Consider the following 21,193-nt stretch of genomic DNA (forward strand, 5'->3'; position numbering starts at 1 on the left):
ACGGGTGAGGCCTGTCGGGCGGCTGGGGCGTGTTCGAGCGGTGAGCCGATGTTGGCGGCTGGAAGCGTGTCATAGCGGTCTCGTCGACCAGGCGTACGCCGAAATTACGTCCGGTTTCTGGCTGCGCGGGTTGCTGGGTGTCTCCGCAACCCGCTTGAACACCTCGCCGGAGCACCGGTGAAAGAGAAACGTGCCGCAGAGACCGCTTTGAACACGAAAACGGGGTTCAAGCCTCGGCTTAAACCCCGCAAAAGGTACATATCGTGTCCGGAGGGGGAGTTGAGCCCCCTCAATCTGCATCCGCGCCAACGGCGCGTGTTCATGCATTTATTCTACACTGGCTTCTGGCGTGTCTGTCGAGTGTATCCCATGGTCACTCGAATGGCCGGAAATCAACATTCTGAGCTGCTCCGGAAGCCCGTTTATGCTGTCGCTATTTCACCGTTGCACCCGAGTGGCTAGCAGTTCCGCGGTTGGCTCGATGGCATCCGATAGGCGCCGGAACACCTGTGTGGAGCGTCCGAGGCTGCGGAGGCTTTGATGGAGTGCGGTTCGCATGTGGCGTTCGCGGACGACGACGTCGGCGTAGCCGATGGCGAAGGACAGGTACATCATGTCCGTGAGGTCGTTGCGCCGCCACGTGGCCCCGACGTTGAGGTGCCGTTCGTATGTCAGCTCCCGGAGCAACCCCGTGGCGGGGAGTTCGCTGATGCTGCGCCCCAGCGGTTGCGGATCCACTGCGACATCTGTTCCGGCTCGCGCCGGCCGCCAGTGCCTCCTGCGCGATTTCTTTGCGGAAGTCGTTGAGCAGGACGACGTCGATGCAGTTGCGTTTCTGTTGCTTGTCGCGGGCAGATTCAGTCGGTCGTAGCATTTGATCTTGGTGGTTCGGTGGGACAGGATGCCCGCCGTGCGTGTAATGCTGACGACGGCCGACCGTGAAGAGATCTCCCGCGGACTCGCGGAAGGCTTGCTGTATAAGGAAATCGGCATGCGGCTCGGCCGGAACCCGTCGATCGTGTCGCGGGAGGTCGCGCGGCACGGCGGCCGGGCCGGCTACCGGGCGGTGGCCGCGGACACGGCCGCCGCGACGGCCCGGACCCGGCCGAAACTCCTCGCGGTCGAGCGCTCCCAGCGGTTACGGACAGTCGTGATCGAGCGGCTGCGGGCCGGATGGTCGCCGGCCTCGATCGCGGGTCGCTTGCCCGACCTCGTACCTGACGATCACGCTGTGCGGGTGTCGCACGAAGCCATCTACCAGTGGGTCTACGCCCAGCCTGTCTCCACGCTCGCAAAGGAGTTGATCCGGCTGCGGACCGGCCGCCCGGCCCGCCGCTCCGGGCCGCGACCCGAGCCGGCACCGCGTATCCGCGAGCCCCGCTACCTCGACGAACGTCCCGCCGAGGTCGAAGGCCGGGCCGTGCCCGGACATTGGGAGGGCGATCTTGTCATCGGTAAGAACGGCAAGACCGCCGTCGCCACGCTGGTAGAACGCAGCTCCCGGTTCCTGATCCTGGTCCCGCTCACCGGCCGGGACTCGCTGAGCGTCACCGAAGCCGTCATCGCCGCCACCGGCAGCCTCCCGGCACAGATCCGCCGCTCGCTGACCTGGGACTGCGGCGCCGAAATGGCCCGCCACGCGGCGATCACGGCCACCGGCCTGCCGGTCTTCTTCGCTCACCCGCACAGTCCCTGGCAGCGTGGCAGCAACGAAAACCTGAACCGGATCGTGCGGGAGTACTTCCCGAAAGGCGTCCCGATCACGTCCAGCCCCGACTACCTCGCCCGGGTCGCCGCCGAAATCAACGACCGGCCACGTAAAATCTTCGACTGGAAGAAACCCTCCGAGATATTCACCGAACTCGTAGAGTCACATGCTTCCACTGACTGAATCTGCCGCGGCGTTCGCCGTCGAGCCAATCGCCGAAGTCTTGATTCGCGTTCGCCCATGCTGTCTCGGGAACCTCTTCGATTTGTTCGTCGTCGAGCATGACGGCGATGTTGACAGTCGCGGCTATCAGCGCTTTTGTATCGAAGGCCAGGTCCGGCGGAAATTCTGGCGGTGGGACGTTGGGGTCAAGCCGTGCAATGAAGAATAGAGAGTGTCTGGCGCGAGCGGGAATACCGCACCGGAAGCGGCGCCCGCCGGGAGGTTGAATCGTGCGGCGATTGCGGTGCGTATTTCGTCCTGCGAACCTGGAGGGGATCGCGCATATACCAGCCTCGGCTGTTCTGCAGGATGGTGAGTCCGAGCATGTAGCGCTTGTCTTTGTCGAACCTTTGGTCGCATTGGTTTTGATCGAGATATACACGACGACACGATTATCCAGCGGCGCGGGTCGTCGTGTGACGACAGCTCGAAGATGGCGTCATCGCCGCGGCTCGTAGTTCCAAGCCTCGGGGAATGGTGGAGCCGTGACCGGGATAGTGGGTCCTGTGCTCTGCGCCGGCGTTAGCGCCCCGCCGAGGCTGAATGCCCTCGTCAAGATCGGTCGAGTGCGCGCGGCTCGCTGGGTGCCAGCCGGCCGGTGATCGATTCGGCCTGGCTTTCGGTGATCCCGGGGGCCGGAAGCGAGCCTGAAGGTGCTGTGCGCAGCGAATCGAGGAACAGGGCCAGGTATTGCTGGTAGGCCCCTGGCGACACTGCTTCGCTGGCCCTGCCCAGGGCGCAGACCATGTGCATGATCATCAGTAGGTCGCCGAGCGATACGCCAGGTCTAAGTAGGCCGTCACGCTGTGCGCGGTCGACAAGTTCCGCGACGCGGGGCCCGAGCCGGGCGCGGAACGCCGTGGTGAGGTTTCGGTCCTGGCTTGAGCTGAGCATGGCTTCTTGCAAGCCGCGGTTGGCGACCTGGCGTTCGGCGAGGGTGTGCAGTAGGCCGGTTAGCCCGTCCCAGGCGTTCTCGGCGCGGCAGTAGTTGGTGGCTACCTCGACGATGGCGTCGACCTCGTCTTGCAGGACCGCCTCGATGAGGGCTTCTTTGTCGGGGAAGCGCCGGTAGACCGTGCCGACTCCGAGGCCCGCGTGCCGGGCGATCTCGTTGAGGCCGGCGGTGAGGCCCTGGGCGGCGAATACCTCGCGGGCCGCGTCGAGAATTCGCTGGCGATTGCGTTCGGCGTCGCGCCTTAGCGTGGGGGCCGGCGCCGCGACCGGTGCGGGCGGCTCTGCGGACGGCATGAATGACCTCCGCAGTGCCGCGAGTGAGGACCCCTGTGACCATAACCCCGCGAGACGGGGTGCGCGCGCCGTTCACGGTCGGAGCGCGGGTGGCTGTGGCCACCCGCGCTCCGACGATTTCGTGGTCTACATGTGAACGGTGGGTGCGGCGTCCGGGTCGCTTTGGAGCGGGCCGGAGCGCAGCAGCAGGGCGCTGAGGATTGCTCCGGCGGCGAAGAAGCCGGCCACCCAGGCGAAAGTGGTGGTGTAGCTGTTGATGGTGGCTGCCGCGATCACCTCGGTGGTGGGGTTCTTGCCGGTGAGGTAATCGGTGATGGCGGCCGCGGCGATGCTGCTCAGGACGGCGGTGCCGACCGAGCCGCCGACCTGCTGGGCGGTGTTGACCAGGGCGGAGGCGACACCGGCGTCGTCGGCGTGCACCCCGGAGGTGCCCGCGGTCATGGAGGGGGCCATGGCCAAGCCGATACCCAGGCCCATGATGATCAGGGGGCCGAGGATGTTCGCGGCGTAGGTGGAGCCGGCGTCGAGCTGGGTGAGCCACAGCATGCCGGCGGCGCCGAGAAGGAAGCCGGTGGGCACGAGCGGTCGTGGGCCGACGCGGGGAACCAGCTTGCTGGTGGCCACGGTCGCGGTGATCGACAGGGCGCCGATCATGGGCAGGAACGCCAGGCCGGAGCCGATCGGGGAGAAGCCGAGGTTCTGCTGCAGGTAGTAGGTGAGGAACAGGAAGACGGCGAAGGTGCCGATGCCGAGCAGCAGGACGGCGATCAGGGCGCCGCCGCGGGTGCGGTCGAGCAGTACGCGCAGCGGGATGAGCGGGTTGGCGACGCGGGCCTGGATGGCGACGAAGGCGGCGAGCAGGACGACGGCGGCGGCCAGCCAGCCCCACACCAGGATGTCGCTCCAGTCGTGGGTCTCGGCGTTGGCGAAGCCGTAGACGAGGGCGAACAGGCCGGCGGAGACGGTGATGGTGCCGGGGATGTCGAGGCGGCGGCGGGGACCGTCGTGGCGTTGGTTGTGCAGCCACAGGATGGCGCCGATGCCGGCGAGGACGGCGAAGATGACGTTGACGTACATGCACCAGCGCCAGTCGAGGTATTCGGTGAGCACGCCGCCGAGCAGCAGGCCGATGGCGCCGCCGGCGCCGGCGATGGCGCCGTAGATGCCGAAAGCGGTGGCGCGTTCCTTCGCGTCGGTGAAGGTGGTGGTCAGCAGCGACAGTACGGCGGGGGCGAGCAGCGCACCGAACAGGCCCTGGGCGCCGCGGGCGGCGACCAGCATTTCGAAGCCTTGAGCGGCGCCGCCGACGGCGGATGCTGCGGCGAAGCCGATCAGGCCGATGAGCAGGGCGTTCTTGCGGCCGATGAGGTCGCCGATCCGGCCGCCGAGCGGCAGCAGCGCGCCGAAGGCCAGGGCGTAGGCGGTGACGACCCACTGCCGCGAGTCGTTGGAGAAGTCGAGGGACTGCTGGGCCGAGGGCAAGGCGATGTTCACGATCGTCGCGTCCAGCACGACCATCAATTGGGCGAGGCCGAGGACGCCGAGGATCAGCCAGCGCTTGGCGTGGTTGGGGTGCGGCGCCGGCGAGGCCGCGTGGGCGCCGCTCGGGGCTTGCAGTTGAGTGGTCATGGTCGGTCCGTTTCATCGACGAGGCGAAGGGCGGTGCTCAAGTCTTTGTGGATAGCTGCTATCCACTTCGTCCGCAGCCGCCTGCACTTGAAGGCGTCAGCGGGATTTTTGGTTGCGATTGCGGTGCACCTCGCCGGGTGAGTCGTCGCATCGCTCCCTGATCAAGGTTGTCATGCTTTACAGAGTTGCCCAAGCCTGTAAAGCTCGTCTTTTCAGTGGTGTAGCCCACGAAACGACATCAGGGCTTCCGGCGTGCGCCGGAAGCCCTGACATGGTCGGTTCTGTGCCTCAGGGGCGTTGGGGAATGTCCGTCACGATGCTGATCGCGGTCTGCATGTGCTGCACGAAGTGGTCCTTGTCGGGCATCATCTGGACGAGCCCATGTGCGGTGGCGAGCAGGTGGGTGGCCAGTTGGTCGGCGGTGATGTGGAGCGGGCGCCACTGGTCTTCGACGCCGGCGTCGCGAAGTGCGGCGGCGACAGCGGTCACGACCCCCTGCTGCATGTCTGTCACCAAACTCGGTCCGAGTTCCGCTGCCGTCGCGAACAGTTCGGTCGCGCGTCCGCTGTTGAGGGTCGTGCCCTCGTCGTAGATGACCTCGAATGCCGCGAACAAGCGCTCGCGCTCGGTCTTGCCGGCACCGCTCAGGGCCGCCTTCACCAGATCGAGCAGTCGACTCGCCAGCCGGCGCAGGACTCCGTGAAAGAGCTCTTCTTTGTTGGCGTAGTGCAGGTAGAGCCCTTGGCGTGAGAGCCCGGCGGCTTCGGCGACGTCGTCCATCGACGTCTTGCGGTAGCCGTAGCGCAGGAACACCTCGAGCGCCGCATCCGCGATCTGGTCGGTGCGCCGCGCCGCGCGATCGGAATCCCGGGCTGCCTGGGCGCTCGGCGGCTCTTTCATGAACGACCCTTTCCTCTCCCGGTCGGGCCACGATACCCGAGGGTGACGTCGAGGCCAGTGACCAAGGCGTCATGACGGTTTGTTGACGCACTTTACGCGAAGTGCTGTACTTGTCTAGTTAGTCAAGTAGGCAAGTGGCACAACAGGAGCTCGGACATGAAGGTTCTTCTCATCGGCGGCACCGGCTACATCGGTCGTGCCGTTGCCCGCGAGTTGTCGGCCGCGGGTCACACCGCCGTCGTCCTGGCCCGCTCCGAGGCATCGAAAGCGAAACTGGCCGGGGTCGAGGTCGAGTTCGTCGACGGCTCGGTGGAGGACCTCGACGTGGTCGTCCGAGCCAGCCAAGAGGCGGATGCCACGGTGTACCTGGCCATCGGTGGCCCTCAGGGCGGCACCCCGGCCGACCGCGCCGCCATCGAAGCGATCCTGGCGGCCTACGCCGACACCGGCAAGGCGTTCGTGCTCACGAGCGGGTTGTCGGTCTTCATCGGCTCCGACGTGGCTGTGGTGACCGACGAGACGCCGTACACCACGAACCCCGCGCTGGCGTGGCGGGTCGCCATTGAAAAGGACGTCCTGGCGTCGAAGGACCACGGTGTACGGCCCTTGATCGTCCGCCCGCCGCTGGTCTACGGGGAGGGCAGCGCCAGCGTATTCATCACCGCGCTGGGTCGCTACGTCCGCTCCGGCGCCCCCGCCTTCTACATCGGGGACGGCGCGAACCGGATCGTGACCATCCACGTCAACGATCTGGCTCGCCTTTATGTGTCGGCGCTGGAGACCGCGCCGGCCGGGACCGGTGTCAACGCTGTCGGCGGAACGGTGCTGGGCTACGACCTCGCCCACGCGATGAGCATCGCCGCGGGTTCGGACCAGGACCCGGTCAGCCTTACCATCCCCGAGGCGGTCGACGCTGTCGGTCCGGCGGCTCCGACGCTCGCGCTCGATCTGCGCAGTTCGGAACTCGATCTGGCGGCGCTGCTGCGGTGGACTCCGCGTGAGCCGTCGTTGCTGTCCGAGCTCGTCGAGAAGCGGATCTCCCTGGACTGAGCGGCGCAAAGCCGGTCGCCGCGGCGACCGCCGTCCGCATCATCGCATCGATGATGCGGACGGCGTGGGCGAGTTTGGCCGGAGTCGTCGCAACAGGATCAGGCCTACCAGGGCTGAGACGATCTCGCCGAGGGCAAGCGCCATCCAGATCCCCGTGGTGCCGACGTGGGCGAGGCCGACGACGAGGGGAACCTTGATGGCGAGCAGAGTGCCGACCGAGATGATGTACGACAGTGTGGGCCGGCCGATGGCCTGACTGTAGGCCGAAATGAGCGGCGTGACGCCGGCGGCGAGGAAGCCGATGGCGATGATGCGCAGGGCCTGCCGGGCGCTCGCCGCCGTCTCGCCGTCGGGCAGGAACAGGGCCACGAGCGGACCGGCGAGCAGTGCCGTCACGGCGGCGGTCACACCGCCGTAGAGCACGGTGGCGCGCAGGGCCAGCGTTCTGGCGCGCCGGACTCGGTCGTGCAGTCGTTGCCCTGTGTTGTAGCCGACGATGGGTTGCAGGCCCTGGCTGATGCCCAGTTGCGGCATGGCGACGAAGGTCTGTACCCGGGCACAGACGGCGTACGCGGCCAGGGCGACTGCGCCGCCGGCGCCGGCCAGGGTGTTGTTGACCAGCACGGCCATTCCGGTGGTGCCGATGCCGGCCAGGAAGGACGGGGCGCCGACGCCGATCAGGGCCCGCACGGTCGGGCCGTGCGGGCGCAGGTCGGCCGCCCGGATGCGGTAGGGGCGGTTCCTCTGCAGGAAGAAGAACCAGATGCTCATCGCCGCCGAGACGGCCTGGCCGCCGACCGTGCCCAGCGCCGCGCCCCGCACACCCCACCCAAGGCCGAAGATCAGCAGCGGGTCGAGGGTGATCTGGACCAGGACCGGGATGACCCAGAGCATCGTGGAGAAGCGCAGGCGGCCCTCGGCCCGGACCAGGCTGGAGAAGCCGGTCGAGACGAGCGCCCCGCCCAGCAGCACGATCGTGTAGTCACGGGTCAGGCTCCGGGTGGCGTCGTCGGCGCCGAGCGCGGTCAGCAGTGGGTCGAGGCTGAGCAGGCCGCCGACGGTGATGAGGACGGCGGTCAGCCAGAACACGGCGAAGGCGTTGCCGGTGGCGCGGGCCGCCCCGGCCGGATCGCCGGCGCCGAGACGACGCGAGACCAGCGAGGCGCCACCCGCGCCGACCGTGGTGGAGACGGCGCCGAGCACGAGCAGGACCGGGGCGGCCAGGTTGACCGCGGCCATCGCGTCAGCGCCGACGCCGCGGGCGACGAACCAGGCGTTGGTGAGCGCGTAGATCCCGTACACACCGACCGACAGCGTGGTCTGGGAGCAGGTTTGCCATAGCAGCCGCCCGATCGGGCGGCTGCCGAGCATCGCTGGTCCCTCGGCTGAGGGCGGGCGAGTGGTGCGGTTCAGCGGGCTTCCTTGTCGAACAGGGCCATGACTTCGTGCAGGCGTTCGCGGGCCCAGTCGTACTGCTTGGTGTCGGTGTGCCCGCGGTAGTCGGTCTCGATGATCATGATGAGGATCAGGTAAAGGGTGTAGAGCTTGCGGCGCTGCCGTTCGGTGGCGGTGAGCTCGGGGTGGCCGTAGCCGCGCATGAACGCGGCCGGGTCGCCGAAGGCGGGCAGGTCGATGGCGGTGAAGCCGGCCTCGATGAGCGGGTCGCCGTAGAAGGCCCGTTCGTGGTCGATGATCGCGACGATCTTCCCGTCGCGGATCATGACGTTGCTGTCCCAGAGATCCCACTCGACGAAGCGGGGCTCGGTCACCTCGTCCAGGCAGCCCTCGTTGGCGGCGATCACTTCCCTGACGACGTCGTAGGAATAGCCGAGGTCGACCTCGCGGCGCTCGCCGTCGGCCAGCACGTCGCCGATCATGCGGGTGAAGCAGGCCCGCCAGGTGGCGTCCAACGGCCCGGCGAGCGGCCCGAACCCGGCGCCGACAATGCTGTTGATCTCGCGCGTGGCGGCACCGAGCGCCTCGTCATAGGCAGCAGCGTCAGAGAGGCTTTCGCGTACGATGCCGAAGTTGTCGGCGTCGATGTAAGGCATGAAGAAGTAGTCGGCGTCGACCAGCTCGTGGCTACGGTCGGCGTAGTCCACCCGGGGCACCGGCACGTTGGTGTGCTCGGCGATCAGCTTCAGTGAGGCCAGCTCGATCGCCATCGCCCCACGCTCGTACGTCATCACCTCGATCTGCGGCGGCGGCGCGATCTTGACCACGACGTGGGCGCCGTCCCGCAGCCGGATCTTGTAGGCGACGTTGAACCAGCCGTGCCCCATCTCCTCCGCGAAGGTGTCGCCATCAGGCACCTGCGAAGGGCCGTAGGCCCGGGCGACCATGGCGCGCAGGGTGTCCGGCGTCTGGCGGTTCTTGGTGATGCTTTCCATCAGGCGACCTCGAAGGTTCCGGTGAGCTCGGCCGCGCTGCTGCCGCCGACCCACACGTCGAAGGTGGAAGAGTCCAGGACCCAGTCGCGAGTGCCCGGGTGCCAGTACCGGCGCTGCTCCGGGCCGACGGTGAACCGCACGGTCCGGCTGCCGTGGGCGGGGACGACCACACGCTCGAACGCCTTGAGCTCGCGGACGGGACGCGAAGCGCGGCCGTGGCGCTGGTGCAGATAGAGCTGGACCACCTCGGGTGCCTCACGGTCGGCCTCGTTGGTGACCCTGACGGTGACGGTCGCCGTGTCGCCGCCGTCGATGGTGAGGTCGTCGTAGGAGATCCGGCCGTAGCTGAGACCGTGCCCGAACGGGAACAGCGGCGTGCTGGCCTCGTCCCAGTAGCGGCGGCCCTGGTTCTCCGGCTCGTGGGAGCGGGTGTGCGAGTAGACCATCGGCACCTGGCCGACGCTGCGGGGCCACGTGAACGGCAGCTTCCCGCCGGGCGAGACGGCGCCGAAGAGCAGGTCGGCGACGGCGTTGCCGCCCTGGGTGCCGGGGTACCAGATGTCGAGGATGGCCGGGACGTTCTCGGCGGCCCAGCGCAGGTCGAGGGGCCGGCCGTTCATGACCAGGGCGACCGTGGGGGTGCCGCTGGCGACGACCGCCTGCAACAGCTCGAGCTGGCGTCCGGGCAGGTCGAGCGAGGAGCGGGACGCGGCCTCGCCGATCATGTTCTGCCACTCGCCGACCACCACGACGGCCACGTCGGCCGCGGTGGCGATCTCGACCGCGCGGGCGAACTCGGCGTCCGGGTCGAAGCCCTCCGGGTCGGACGGGGTGTTGTCGCCGAACGAGTCGAACATCGAGGGGAACGTACGCTGCTGCACGGCAACGCCTGGGGCGTAGTCGACGCGGATCCGGTCGCCGGCGGCGCGGCGGATCCCGTCGAGCACGGTGACCGTCTCGTCCAGGTCGAAGTCGAACACCCACGGGCCGAGGGTGTCGCGCTTGGAGTCGGCGAGCGGGCCGAGCACCGCGATCGACCCCAGCGCCTCCGGATTCAGAGGCAACAGGTCACCCTCGTTGCGCAGCAGGACGGCCGAGCGCTGCGCGGCCTCGCGGGCGACCTGCCGGTGCGACGGGTCGGCCAGGATCTCGCGGGCGCGGTCCTCGTCGACGTACGGATCGTCGAACAACCCGAGCTTGACCTTGGCGTCGATGATCCGGCGGACGCTTGCGTCCAGGGTCTCGACTGCCTCCGACAGGTGGCGGTTGGCCGGATCGTGGGTGGCCATCTCCAGATCGACGCCGGCCGAGACCGCTCGTGCCGCCGCCTCGGGCAGGTCACGGGCGAAGCCGTGGGTCACCAGGTTGCGTACGGCGTTGGCGTCGCTCACGACGAACCCGTCGAAACCCCATGTCTCGCGCAGCACCTCGGTGAAAAGCCAGCGGCTGGCGGTGGCGGGCACACCATTGAGATCCATGTACGCGGTCATGACGTTGCCCGCACCGGCCTTGACGGCCGCTTCGAACGGCGGGAAGTAGACGTTCCAGAGCTCGTAGTCGGACAGGTTGACCTCGTCGTAGTCCCGGCCGCCGAGCGCGGCGCCGTACCCGCCGAAGTGCTTGGGCCCGGCGATGATGTGCTGCTGGAACCCGCGGACCTGAGCGGCAGCGACGGCCGCGCCGAGTACGGGGTCCTCGCCGGCGCCCTCGACGATTCGGCCCCAGCGCGGGTCGCGGGCGATGTCGACCATCGGGGCGAACGTCCAGTGGATCCCGACCGCCCGTGCCTCCTCGGCGGCGACCGCCTGCCCGCGCTCGATGATCTCCGGATCCCACGAGGCGGCCATCGCAATCGGCACCGGGAAGATCGTGCGCAGGCCGTGGATGACGTCGAACCCGAACAGCGCGGGAATCCCCTGCCGGCTGCCCTCGACGGCCAGGCGCTGCAACCGGTTGATCTCGGCCGGATCGGTCACGAACAACAGCGACCCGACCTCGCCACGGCCCAGCGCCGCCTCCACCGCCCGCGGGTCACCGGGCGGCTGCTGGAAGTAGAAGAGCTGGGTCAGCTGACCCGCCTTCTCTTCCGTTGTCATGTTCCTGAGCAGCTCGTGAACCCGTGCGGTGTCGTCGGTCATCGGTTTCTCCACATCATTTACGTACGAACAAACGCCTTAGCGGCGACGTTGACGAAGGCACGTCCGCGGCGGCACGGTACGGGCGAGAGCGCTCTCGGCTCCAGTGCGCTTCGAGGCCACCCTCGCGAGTGAAGCCTCCGTAGTCGCTCAGATCCGCGAGACCGAGCTCGCCGGCCGCTCGCAGGTAACCGGCCCGCCGGTTGACCCCACACGAGATGAACATGGGGCCGTGGATCGCCGCGATGCGGCGCCGCGAACCCGGTGGCGCACCGCCTCCGTGGCACCGGGCACGTCGTTCATCACCCGGGACACCGTCGCCCGTGACACGCCGGCGGCCCGGGCGACATCCTCGATCGTCAGCTTCGCCGGCACGGCGGCGCTCCTTTCGACGAATCAGATCGACAGGCCGTGGCCGTACGGGAACAGGGGTTCCTTGGTGTCGTTCGGCACGTCCTCGCGCGAGGCCTCGACCGCGGCCATCGACGACGGGAGCTCGAACGGCAGGGTGCCGGTGGCCGGGGAACGGCCGAACAGCACGTCGAGCAGAGCCTCGTCACTGGCGCCGAACGTGCCGATCAGCGCGGACACCTTCGAGGCGAGCGGGGTGAGTACCGCGGGCCGGTCCAGCATCACGTCCACGACGGTCGGCAGCGTCTCGGCAAGGGAGAGAACCGGCTCCAGCTCCTTCTCGGAGAAGTCCAGGCGACCAGCGTGGAAGAACGCTTCGAAGCCGCCTTCTCGCGGCTCGTAGGGTGCGGCGCGGCGCACGATCGCGATGTCGGCGAGCGCCGGGTCGTCGACGACCTTGGCATAACGGGCGGCGACGTCCGGTTGCACCCCATCAAGGTAGACCGTGGTGCCTTCGGTGAGCGGCAGGATCGACGAGGAGAGTACGACGATCGACCGGCGCTGCGCTTGCAGGGCGGCCGCCCTGAACTCTGGCTGACCGGCGATGCGCTCGGCCGCGGCCGGGTCGACGAAGCGGCGGTCGTCGAACAGGCCGAGGCGGAACTTGTCGCGCAGGATCCGGCGCACCGAGACATCGATGCGGGCCTCACTGATCCGGCCCTGCTCGACCAGTTCGAGGACCAGTTCGGGGCAGTACTCGCCGCCGAGCTGGTCGGCGCCCGCGTTGAGGATCTTCTCGAGCCGGGAGTGGCGGTCGAGGTGCTCGGCGCCCCAGGCGCGCGCGGCCATCGGCTCGCCCATGATCTCGGCGTCGCTGACCAGGCCCCAGTCGGTGCAGACCACGCCGTCGAAGCCGTACCGCTGCCGCAGCAGGCCCTCGATGACGCCCTTGTTGAAGCCGAAGCCGACCTCTTCGTACTCGGTGCCGACCGGCATGCCGTAGTAGGGCATCACCTGTGCCGCGCCGGCGGCGAAGGCGGCCTCGAACGGCTTGAGGTGATAGTCCCACATGCCGCCGGGGTAGACCTGTTCGCGGCCGTACTCGAAGTGGCCGTCCTCGCCGTCCTTCTGCGGCCCGGCGCCGGGGAAGTGCTTCACCATGGCGGCCACCGAGTCGGGGCCGAGCTCGTCGCCTTGCAGGCCGAGGATGTAGGCGGTCAGCAGCGTGGAGACGGTGTCGGCGTCCGAGCCGAGGGTGCCGCTGGTGCGGGCCCACCGTGGTTCCGAGGCGAGGTCGGCCATCGGGTGCAGGGCGACCCGGATGCCTGCGGCGAGGTACTCCTGACGGACGATGTCGGCGAACTCGCGTACCAGCGAAGGGTCTTTGGTGGCGCCCAGGCCGATCGGCTCCGGCCAGGCCGAGAAGCCGCCGGCCGCGGCCGAGGTGGCGGGGTTGTCGATCACTCCGTGGCGGGGATCGGTCGAGATGGTGACCGGGATGCCGAGCCGGGTGTCCGCGGCGATCTGCTGGAGGCGGTTGTGCCACTCGGCGATGGCGCGGGGAGTGGTCGGGCCGAAGGTCAGGATGTTGAAGTGGTTGATCTCGCGGCCGCGGATCAGGGACTCGGCGGCCGGGATCATGGCGTTGGCCGGTGCCAGCGTGCCGTCCGGGCCGATCGTGGCCATGGTGTGGAACATGAGCCCGGCCTTCTCGGCCAGGGTCATCCGGCCGAGCAGATCGGCGACGCGATCCTCGATCGGCAGCTGCGGGTTCTGGTACGGGTTCATCGGTTTCTCCTTGTGACTAGCGGGCGCCGCGGACCATGCGGACCACCAGCGAACCGGCCACGGCGACCACGGCGCCGAGCAGGAAGAGCAGGCTGTAGTTGGAGTCGTCGCCGGTGCCGATGGCGAGGATCGGGGCGGCCACGATCGGGACGAGTGATTGCGGCAGGGCGTTGGCGATGTTGAGTACGCCCATGTCCTTGGCGGCGTCGTCGGGGTTGGGCAGAACGTCGGTGGCGAGGGCGAGGTCGACGGCGAGGTAGGCGCCCTGGCCGAGGCCGTAGATCAGCGACGAGACGAGGAAGACGGGGAAACTGCCGGCGAACGCGATCAGTGTCAGCGAGGCGGCGATCACGACGCCGGCGCCGAGCACGAACGGTTTGCGCCGGGCGAGACGGTCCGAGAAGGTGCCGCCGAGGGTGGAACCGGCGACCAGGCCGACCGTGCTGACCAAGGTGGCGACCAGGATGGCGCCGGCCACGTTGTCGGTGGTGTAGCCGAACCGGTCGATGAGCAGGTAACTCTGGTAAGTGGTGACGCAGGACAGCCCGGTCCAGATCAGGAAGCGGCTGAGGATGTTCCAGGCGAAGTCGGGGTGCCGGCGCGGGTTGATGTAGAAGGTGGCCAGGAACTCCTTGAGCCGATAGGGCGCGAAATGGCCCTTCTCGGCCGGACGGTCCTTGAGGATCAGAATCAGCAGGAGCGTGGTGGCCAGCCCGATCGCGGCCGGGACCGCGAACATCAGCAGCGCGTTGCCGGACAGTGCGGTGGCGAGGGCGCTACCGACCAGGATGGCGACCGAGGTCATCAATCCCAGCAGGCCGCTCACCTTGCCGCGCTGCTGCGGCGGGATCTGGTCGGGCAGCAGGGCGGTCAGTGTGGCCAGGGTGGCGTTCACCCCGAGCTGGGCCAGCGCCCATCCCGCGGTCAGGATCGCGACGCTGTCGCCGAGCGCGATGACCAGCAGGCCCGTGAAGCCGACGGCCATGCCGCCGATAAGCCACGGGCGGCGGCGGCCGAATCGGGAGGTGGTGCGGTCGGACATGGCGCCGAAGAACGGGTTGCCGATCACCGCGAGGACCGCCCCGACCGACAGGACGGTGCCCAGAGCGGCGGCCTTGTTGTCGGGGGCGATGTCGGCGACGCGGATCGCCAGGGTCACCACGACCGGCGTGAGGATGGTCAGGTAGGCGCCGAACTGAGCCAGCGCCATGGCGACTATCAGCCTGGTGGGGGCGTCGGGTGTCCCCGGGGTGGTGACCGGCGGACGGGATTGGGCAGTCGTCATCACAGACCTCGGGAACAGGAGAAAGGAAGATCACCGGGCCGGCTCCGGTGATTTGTTAACGGCTCGTTTCCGAAGGTATCGACTGTGCTTGCGCGGAACTAGAGGATGACCAGGCCTTTCGCAGCCGGGAATCGTTAAGTTGCGGCGGATCGATGTGAGCCAGCGGACCTTTCATCCCTTTTTGAGCGCTTATTCTTCGCGTCGTTTATGCTCAGGTGGAAGCAAAACTTGGGCGTAGGGTGTGGTCATGCCGAGTCGCGCCCACCTCCTTCGTCGCGACCTGGTGTTCGCGGCTGTCCGCGAATCGGGCCGCGTCAGCCGCGCCGATCTCGCGCATCGCGTCGGCATGACCCGCATGACGGTCACCGGCCTCGTCGCCGAGCTGCTCGACGCCGGCTTGATCACCGAGCAGGAGGCTGCCTCGGACGGGGGCCGGCCAGGTCGTCCGGCCCGGCTTCTCACCTTGGGCCCGGCGGCCGGATCGGTCGTCGGCGCCGTGATCGACGGCGACGGTGTCCGTGTGGCCGTAGCTGATCTGGCCGGCAAGATCAGCATCGAACGGCACCATCCGGTCGCCCCGGGCGAGACCGACGTCGTCCTGCTCAGCGGGCTGATCAGCGAGTGCCTGGCCGGCAGCGGCGGGCGTGCCTGGGCGACCGTGGTGGGGCTGCGCGCGCCGGTCCATGGGGGTGTCGTGCAGCCCGGCAGCCTGTTTCCCAGCTGGACCGGCCAGACGCCGGCGCGCGAGTTGCAGGGCCGGCTCGGACACCGGGTGCTCGTGCGCAACGCCGCCGATCTGTCCCTCCTCGGCGAGGTGACGCACGGTGTGGCGGCCGGTCGGCGCGACGTCTGCTACCTCAATGTCTCCACCGGCATCGACTTCGCGATGATGCTCGGGGGACACCTGCATACCGGCGCCACCGGTGTCGCCGGCGAGATCGGGCACGTGCAGGTCGATGAGACCGGGGCGCTCTGCCGCTGCGGCAAGCGAGGGTGTCTGGAGACCGTTGCCGTGCCGCGCGACGTCTTCGAGATGCTGGGCCGGCAGGCGTACGGCGCCGCGCGCGCGGTTTCGCAGCCCTTCGACCCGGCTCGCCGGGACGCTCTCGCCGAACGGTTCCTGGCTGACGCCGGCTGGATGGTCGGGCGTGTGCTCGCCGATGTGACCAATACGGTCAACCCGGCCCTCATGGTGCTCGACGGGCCGTTCTTCGACGCCGGTGGGCCGATCATGGGTGGCCTCCGGGATGCGATGCGGCATTACGCCCAGCCGGAAGTCGTCGAAACAACCGACATCGTGATCAGCGAGCTCAGGGAACGTGCGGCGCTGCTCGGCGCCATCAGCACCGCGCTGCGGGTCACGCCGGCCGAGCGCGGGCGACGTAATGTCGGTGACTTCGGCGCGCAACCGGTAGCGGAACGCGAACGGACCGCCCGCCGGAAAGTGATCAGGGATCTCTTGCGGGCCAACGGCGTTACGGCTCGCAGCGACATCGTCAAGCGGACACGGCTTCCGCGTTCAGCCGTGGCCGAGTTACTCACGGAACTTGTCAGTGACGGCGTGATCGAGCCGGCGCCATCCGCCGAAACACGGCCGGGCCGGCCTTCGCCGCACTTCCGTCTCACCGTCGGCCACGGCGTGCTCCTCGGCATGGCCCTCGAGCTCGGGGGCATCCGCACGGTGCTCGCCGATCGTGCCGGGCGGCAGATCGTTTCGGAGTTTCATCCCCTCGATCTGCCGACCGACGGCCCCGCGATGGTGCGGGCCGCGGCGGAGATCGGCCGTGACCTCTTGGCCGGACACGGCGGGCCGGCCGCGGTCGCGCTAGGTGTGCCCTCGCCGATTCATCCCGTGACCGGGCGGATCGGCGCGCGTAGTGTGCTGCCGATCTTCGGCGGTTTCTCTCCGGCCGAACAGATGTCCGAGATCCTCGGCTGTCGCGTCATCGCCGCGAACAACGCTCAGCTCGCCGCCCTTGCCGAAACCCGTCACGGCGCCGGGCGCGGGGCCCGCGACGTGCTGTATCTGAAGGCTGACGAATATCTCGGAGCCGGAATCGTCGCCGGCGGCCGGGCTCACGCCGGGGCGATCGGCTATGCCGGGGAGATCGGGCACCTCAACGTCCGCGAGATGGGCCCGTTCTGTCTCTGCGGCAAACGGGGATGCCTGTCGGCCTTCCTGGCCCCCGGACACTTCGCCGCCGTGCTGGAACACAACGGGCCGCCCACGGAGGACGACCTGTTGCGCACGGCGGCCGCGGGGCATCGTCCGGCTCAGCGGGCTCTCTACGATGCGGGCCGTCTGATCGGGCGGACCACGGCGGTGCTCTGCGACGTCCTCAACCCCGCCGTCGTGGTGGTCGGCGGGCGCTTCATCGAACCGGGGCCATACGTTGTCGATGGGATTGCCGACGCGCTGCGGCAACACTGCTCACCCAGCGCGTCCGCCGCTCTGACTGTCGCGCGCGCGGAACTGGGCTCGGGCGCTGAGGCGCTGGGCGCGGTCGAGTCATTGCTCGATGACAGCGCCTGGTCAGCCGCGGGCGAGAAGGTCCAGGGCCTTGTGCAGCTGGCCTCGAGTCAACGGCTCGATGGTTAATTGCCGCCATGCCGGAGCCCGCAGTCCGGCGAGATAGAAGGCAACCCCGCGCCGCCAGTTTCCCGGAGCCACAGGCTCGGTCGCACGAGAGAGCTCGGCGTTGCCGCCGAAGATGTACAGCAGGTCCTCCGGGTGGAAGTCGGCGCGCAGCTGCTGAGCCGCCTGAGCGCTCTCGATGTAGCGGGCGCCCGCCTGCAACGCCCGGTCGAACACGGCCGCGACCCGGACGGCGCCAGGACACCGGCGGGCAAGCACATCACCGAGCGCGGGGTTGCTGGCCTGGAGCTCGCAGACGCCTTCGACAAAAGCGGTGAAGGCATCCCACGGATCGTGGTGAGTGTCGGCGCGGGCTATCACGTCGTCGAGTAGCGAGCCGGCCAGATCGGCGACGACCGCGTCGATCAGGCCCTCCCGGTCCCCGTAGAGGTTGTAGAGCGTGCCCGGGCTCACTCCGGCCCGCCGGGAGATCTCCTTCACCGACACGCCGAGCCCCTGCTCCCGGAAGCACTCCTGTGCCGCAATCCGCAGCAGTTCGAGGTTTCGTCTCGCGTCCGCCCGCACTCGCCCCGCCCCTCTCGACCTCCGGTGATCTTAGACGGGACAACAACTTGACCCCCCTACCAATATAGGTGTTAGCTTCAAATTGAACGTCCAGTCAATTTAGGAGGCGCACATGACGTCCAAGGTCATCGCCGTTTTCGGGGCCGGACCCGGCCTCGGCGCCGGGGTTGCTCGCCGATTCGGTCGCGAGGGCTACCGCGTCGCCCTGGTGGCTCGTCGCCAGGAACGTCTCTACGCGCTCGCGGCCGACCTGGCCGAGGAGGGCATCGAAGCCACCACCTTCGCGGCCGACCTCAGCGAGCCCCGAAAGGTCCCGGACCTCGTCAACGCGATCCGCGACCGCCTCGGCCGCATCGACGTGGTCGAGTACGCGCCGATCAGCACCGCGCAGCAGTTCACCCCCGCCACCGAGTTGGGAGCAGCGGCCCTCGAGGAACTCCTGCCGCTGCTCTTCCTCACGCCCGTCGAACTGTTCCGTACCGTGCTGCCCGAGATGCTCGACCGCAAGGACGGCGCGCTTCTGCTAGCTCTGGGCTACACCGCCGCCGAACCGATCCCCTTCATGAGCGGGCTGGGCTTGGCCGCGGCCGCCGCCCGGCACTACGTCCGTACCCTGCACAACGAACTCGCCGGCACCGGCGTCTACGCGGGCGCCCTCACCATCGCCTCCCTTATCACTGACAGTGAGCTCGCCGCGAACATGCCCGCACCGGATCCGGACGCGCCCAAGCCGGCCTTCCCCAATGGTGTCGAGATCACCACGACCACCGGCGCCGAGCTCGCCGACATCTACTGGGCCATGACCCAGACGCGTGACCAGGCGGAACGCTTCGTCCCCGCAGCGCTCCAGCCATCGGTCAGCGGCTGAGGGCAGCCTCGGCTTCGGTGCTCCGGGTGCTGACGAGACGCTCCCGGGGCCGGAGCCGGGCCGTTGTGGGACGGTCGGGGGAGGCGGCTTCGACGAGCTGATCGATGGCGTCCTCCAGCGCTTCGAGCGCCTCGGGCAAGGCCTCGGCCAGGGCACGGGGGTCGGCGCCGTCGCGGTCGTAGGAGGACGACACCAGATGCTCCACCGCATCGAGCAGCGTTTCCTGATTGCCGGGATCGGCGAGAACCCGGAACAGCGCACCGATCAGGACGGTCTCGATGCCCATGACGATGCGGCCGGGCTCCACGTCCTGGATGAGGCCACGGCGGCCCATGGTGGCGATGATGCGCTGCAGCGCGCGGCGAGGAGCCTCCGGCGGTTTCGGCCCGGTGGTCACCCGGTCCACCAGCAGAGGGGCCAGGTCCGGATTGCTCAGGCCGGCGGCGATCTCGCGCCGCACGATGGTGCCGAGGCGCAGCAGCGCGGGTTCGCCGGCCAGATCCGCGATGAGGTCGGCGAACATCCGGGCGACCTCGAGCAGCAGAACCGCTTCGCGCAGACGGGTCTTGCTCGGCCAGTAAAGGAAGACCGTGCCTTTACCGACTCCGGCACGTGCGGCGATGTCGTCAACTGTCGTGTGCTCACTGCCGGTCTGCAGGAATTGCGCCCGAGCGGCGCCCAGGATCGCTTCCGCCCGGTCTTGTGTCGGACGTGCCACGCCATACCTCCTGGTCAGTTGCTTGCCGCGATGGTAGCGGGCCCTAGTTTTTGACTGCTGCTATCCTTGTAGTCATTAACTGGCTCGGGCCATCGACCAGAAGAGCGAGGACGACCTTGACCAAACAGCGTGCCCTCATCGTCGGTATGGGCATCGGAGGACTGGCCACAGCGCTGCGCCTGCACGACATCGGCTGGGAATCGGTGATCGTGGAGAAGGCCGCCGAACGCCGCGCCACCGGTTACTTCATCGGGCTCTTCGGCACCGGCCGAGCCGCCGCCCAGCGGCTCGGGGTGCTCGAGGCCATCGGCAACCGGATGGATCCGGCGGCGGTGACCTACGACATCGACCGGGCCGGCCGGCGCCGCCCCGGCCTCGGTTACGGCGATCTTCCCGGCGACCCTCGGCTGATCTTGCGCGGCGACATCGAATCCGCTCTGTACGACAAGACCGCGCCGTTGACCGAGATCCGGTACGCCACGAGCCCGGCAGCCATCACCGAGCATCCGGACGGCGTTGACGTCACCCTCAGCACGACCGGTGTGGACGGGGTCACCGAGAACACCGAGCGTTTCGATCTCGTCGTCGGCGCCGACGGCCTGCGTTCCACCGTGCGCCGGCTGCATTTCGGCCCCGACCGCGACTACCTGCGGCCGTTCGATCACATCATCGGCGCGGCGATCCTGAAGCACGCGGTGCCGGGATATCGCCCCAACGACGGCCTCGTCCTGGCCGAGCCCGGCCGCTCGGTGTGGGTGTTCCCGTACGTCAACCACCAGCCGGGCGTGCTGTTCAACTACCGCACCACGGACGAGAACGCCCAGTTCACCCGCCCGCCGGTCGAATCGCTGCGGCGCGCGTTCGGCCCCGAACCCCTCGGCCCCGTTCTGGAGGATCTCCTGCAGCAGTTCGAGGAGGCCGACGAGTTCCTGTTCGATTCCACCCACCAGGTGCACATGCCGACCTGGCACTCCGACCGCGTGGTACTGCTCGGGGACTCCGCCTGGTGCCTGACCCTCTACTCCGGCATGGGCGCCTCCAGCGCCCTGGCCGGCGCCGACCTGCTCGGAACCAGCCTGCAGCGCAATCCCGGCGCGCCCGGCCGTGCGCTGCGTGAGTGGGAGCAGCAGCTTCGGCCGCACATCGCGAGCTTCCAGGAGACCGGCCGCAAAGACCTGGTTCAGTTCGTGCCGCAGACGCAACGAGACAAACGCACCCGGACCGTCATGCAGACCCTGGCCGGCAAACCGGCCGCCAAACGGGTGATGAAAGCGATCGCCGCCCGGCAGTTCAAGGACAAGTCCGTCGACATCGCCGCGGCCTGAGCCGCGGCCGACCTCAAGGAGACATTGCGATGACAATCAGCCACAGCGCCGACACCGTCCTCGACCGCTACATCGCGTTCATGGATCGCGCCGCGCACGATCTCGGCCTTCTCGACGACCTGTCGTCGATCTTCGCAGAGGACGCCACCGTCGATCTCGGCGTGGCCGGACCCGTGACCGGGTTGACGGCGATCGTCGAGTTCTACCGGGGCTTCTACGCCAATGCCGGCGACACCAAGTATTTCTGGACCACGACCGTTCTGGAGGACGGGACGCTGAAGGCCCACTTCATCGTGTCAGGTCGCACGCCGGACGGCGCGCTGATGGCCCGCAGCGGTATCGAGTACGCGACCGTCGACGCCGACGGGCTGATCAGCAGCCTCCGCGCGACGTTGAACGGGGCTTTGGACAACTGA

Annotated in this window: 18 protein-coding genes; 6 read left to right on the plus strand and 12 right to left on the minus strand. The window is 68.5% G+C overall.

All coding sequences use genetic code 11. The annotated features are described in order from the left end of the window. Positions 1-438: 438 nt before the first annotated feature. Entirely contained in the window at positions 439-738 is a 300-nt protein-coding gene (locus ACQP2X_RS12405) for a hypothetical protein (protein WP_498696484.1), read from the minus strand. Positions 739-919: 181 nt separating this feature from the next. On the opposite strand from ACQP2X_RS12405, the gene ACQP2X_RS12410 reads away from it, so the two are divergent. Continuing rightward, on the plus strand, positions 920-1,891 hold the full coding sequence (locus ACQP2X_RS12410; RefSeq protein WP_498689603.1) for an IS30 family transposase: 972 nt from the start codon (positions 920-922) through the stop codon (positions 1,889-1,891). Between the two features lie 591 nt (positions 1,892-2,482). Here the strand turns inward: ACQP2X_RS12410 and ACQP2X_RS12415 are convergent. The 3 genes from ACQP2X_RS12415 to ACQP2X_RS12425 form a co-directional block, all read right to left on the minus strand. Then, entirely contained in the window at positions 2,483-3,178 is a 696-nt protein-coding gene (locus ACQP2X_RS12415) for a TetR/AcrR family transcriptional regulator (RefSeq protein ID WP_498696485.1), read from the minus strand. A 126-nt stretch (positions 3,179-3,304) separates the two neighbouring features. Next, positions 3,305-4,807: an MFS transporter gene (locus tag ACQP2X_RS12420; RefSeq protein WP_498696486.1), complete on the minus strand. Its 1,503-nt coding sequence runs from the start codon at positions 4,805-4,807 to the stop codon at positions 3,305-3,307. Positions 4,808-5,095: 288 nt separating this feature from the next. Next, positions 5,096-5,707 (minus strand): TetR/AcrR family transcriptional regulator, encoded by a 612-nt coding sequence (locus tag ACQP2X_RS12425; RefSeq protein ID WP_498696487.1) that lies wholly within the window; start codon positions 5,705-5,707, stop codon positions 5,096-5,098. A 156-nt stretch (positions 5,708-5,863) separates the two neighbouring features. Here ACQP2X_RS12425 and ACQP2X_RS12430 point away from each other — a divergent pair, with 156 nt between their 5' ends. Continuing rightward, positions 5,864-6,757, plus strand: coding sequence for an NAD-dependent epimerase/dehydratase family protein (locus ACQP2X_RS12430; protein WP_498696489.1), 894 nt, complete (start codon positions 5,864-5,866; stop codon positions 6,755-6,757). Positions 6,758-6,796: 39 nt separating this feature from the next. Here ACQP2X_RS12430 and ACQP2X_RS12435 read toward each other — a convergent pair whose 3' ends face one another. From ACQP2X_RS12435 to ACQP2X_RS12460, 6 genes are all read right to left on the minus strand, one after another. Then, on the minus strand, positions 6,797-8,128 hold the full coding sequence (locus ACQP2X_RS12435) for an MATE family efflux transporter (protein WP_498696491.1): 1,332 nt from the start codon (positions 8,126-8,128) through the stop codon (positions 6,797-6,799). Between the two features lie 38 nt (positions 8,129-8,166). After that, complete coding sequence (locus ACQP2X_RS12440) at positions 8,167-9,147, minus strand: phosphotransferase family protein (protein WP_498696492.1); 981 nt, start codon at positions 9,145-9,147, stop codon at positions 8,167-8,169. Further along, a complete protein-coding gene (locus ACQP2X_RS12445) occupies positions 9,147-11,285 on the minus strand; it encodes a glycoside hydrolase family 3 N-terminal domain-containing protein (protein ID WP_498696494.1) in 2,139 nt (712 codons plus the stop codon). Before ACQP2X_RS12445 ends, ACQP2X_RS12440 begins: the two co-directional genes overlap by 1 nt. Before the next feature lie 147 nt (positions 11,286-11,432). Then, positions 11,433-11,657 (minus strand): LacI family DNA-binding transcriptional regulator, encoded by a 225-nt coding sequence (locus tag ACQP2X_RS12450; protein ID WP_498696495.1) that lies wholly within the window; start codon positions 11,655-11,657, stop codon positions 11,433-11,435. A 21-nt stretch (positions 11,658-11,678) separates the two neighbouring features. Further along, complete coding sequence (locus ACQP2X_RS12455; protein WP_498696498.1) at positions 11,679-13,421, minus strand: glycoside hydrolase family 3 protein; 1,743 nt, start codon at positions 13,419-13,421, stop codon at positions 11,679-11,681. Between the two features lie 16 nt (positions 13,422-13,437). Further along, positions 13,438-14,706, minus strand: a complete 1,269-nt coding sequence (locus ACQP2X_RS12460; protein WP_498696499.1) for an MFS transporter — start codon at positions 14,704-14,706, stop codon at positions 13,438-13,440. Between the two features lie 247 nt (positions 14,707-14,953). Between ACQP2X_RS12460 and ACQP2X_RS12465 the strand changes: the two genes are divergently transcribed. Beyond that, a complete protein-coding gene (locus ACQP2X_RS12465; protein WP_498696501.1) occupies positions 14,954-17,305 on the plus strand; it encodes an ROK family protein in 2,352 nt (783 codons plus the stop codon). On the opposite strand, the gene ACQP2X_RS12470 is transcribed toward ACQP2X_RS12465, so the two are convergent. Continuing rightward, on the minus strand, positions 17,240-17,866 hold the full coding sequence (locus ACQP2X_RS12470) for a TetR/AcrR family transcriptional regulator (protein WP_498696503.1): 627 nt from the start codon (positions 17,864-17,866) through the stop codon (positions 17,240-17,242). The two genes, ACQP2X_RS12465 and ACQP2X_RS12470, sit on opposite strands and share 66 nt — an antisense overlap. A gap of 112 nt (positions 17,867-17,978) precedes the next feature. Here ACQP2X_RS12470 and ACQP2X_RS12475 point away from each other — a divergent pair, with 112 nt between their 5' ends. Continuing rightward, positions 17,979-18,734, plus strand: coding sequence for an SDR family NAD(P)-dependent oxidoreductase (locus ACQP2X_RS12475; protein WP_498696505.1), 756 nt, complete (start codon positions 17,979-17,981; stop codon positions 18,732-18,734). On the opposite strand, the gene ACQP2X_RS12480 is transcribed toward ACQP2X_RS12475, so the two are convergent. Continuing rightward, positions 18,724-19,452, minus strand: a complete 729-nt coding sequence (locus tag ACQP2X_RS12480) for a TetR/AcrR family transcriptional regulator (RefSeq protein WP_498696506.1) — start codon at positions 19,450-19,452, stop codon at positions 18,724-18,726. The two genes, ACQP2X_RS12475 and ACQP2X_RS12480, sit on opposite strands and share 11 nt — an antisense overlap. A 116-nt stretch (positions 19,453-19,568) precedes the next feature. On the opposite strand from ACQP2X_RS12480, the gene ACQP2X_RS12485 reads away from it, so the two are divergent. Next, entirely contained in the window at positions 19,569-20,777 is a 1,209-nt protein-coding gene (locus ACQP2X_RS12485; protein ID WP_498696507.1) for an FAD-dependent monooxygenase, read from the plus strand. Positions 20,778-20,806: 29 nt separating this feature from the next. Beyond that, a complete protein-coding gene (locus ACQP2X_RS12490; RefSeq protein WP_498696508.1) occupies positions 20,807-21,193 on the plus strand; it encodes a nuclear transport factor 2 family protein in 387 nt (128 codons plus the stop codon).

The organism is Actinoplanes sp. CA-131856, from assembly GCF_050956135.1.
GTDB lineage: Bacteria > Actinomycetota > Actinomycetes > Mycobacteriales > Micromonosporaceae > Actinoplanes.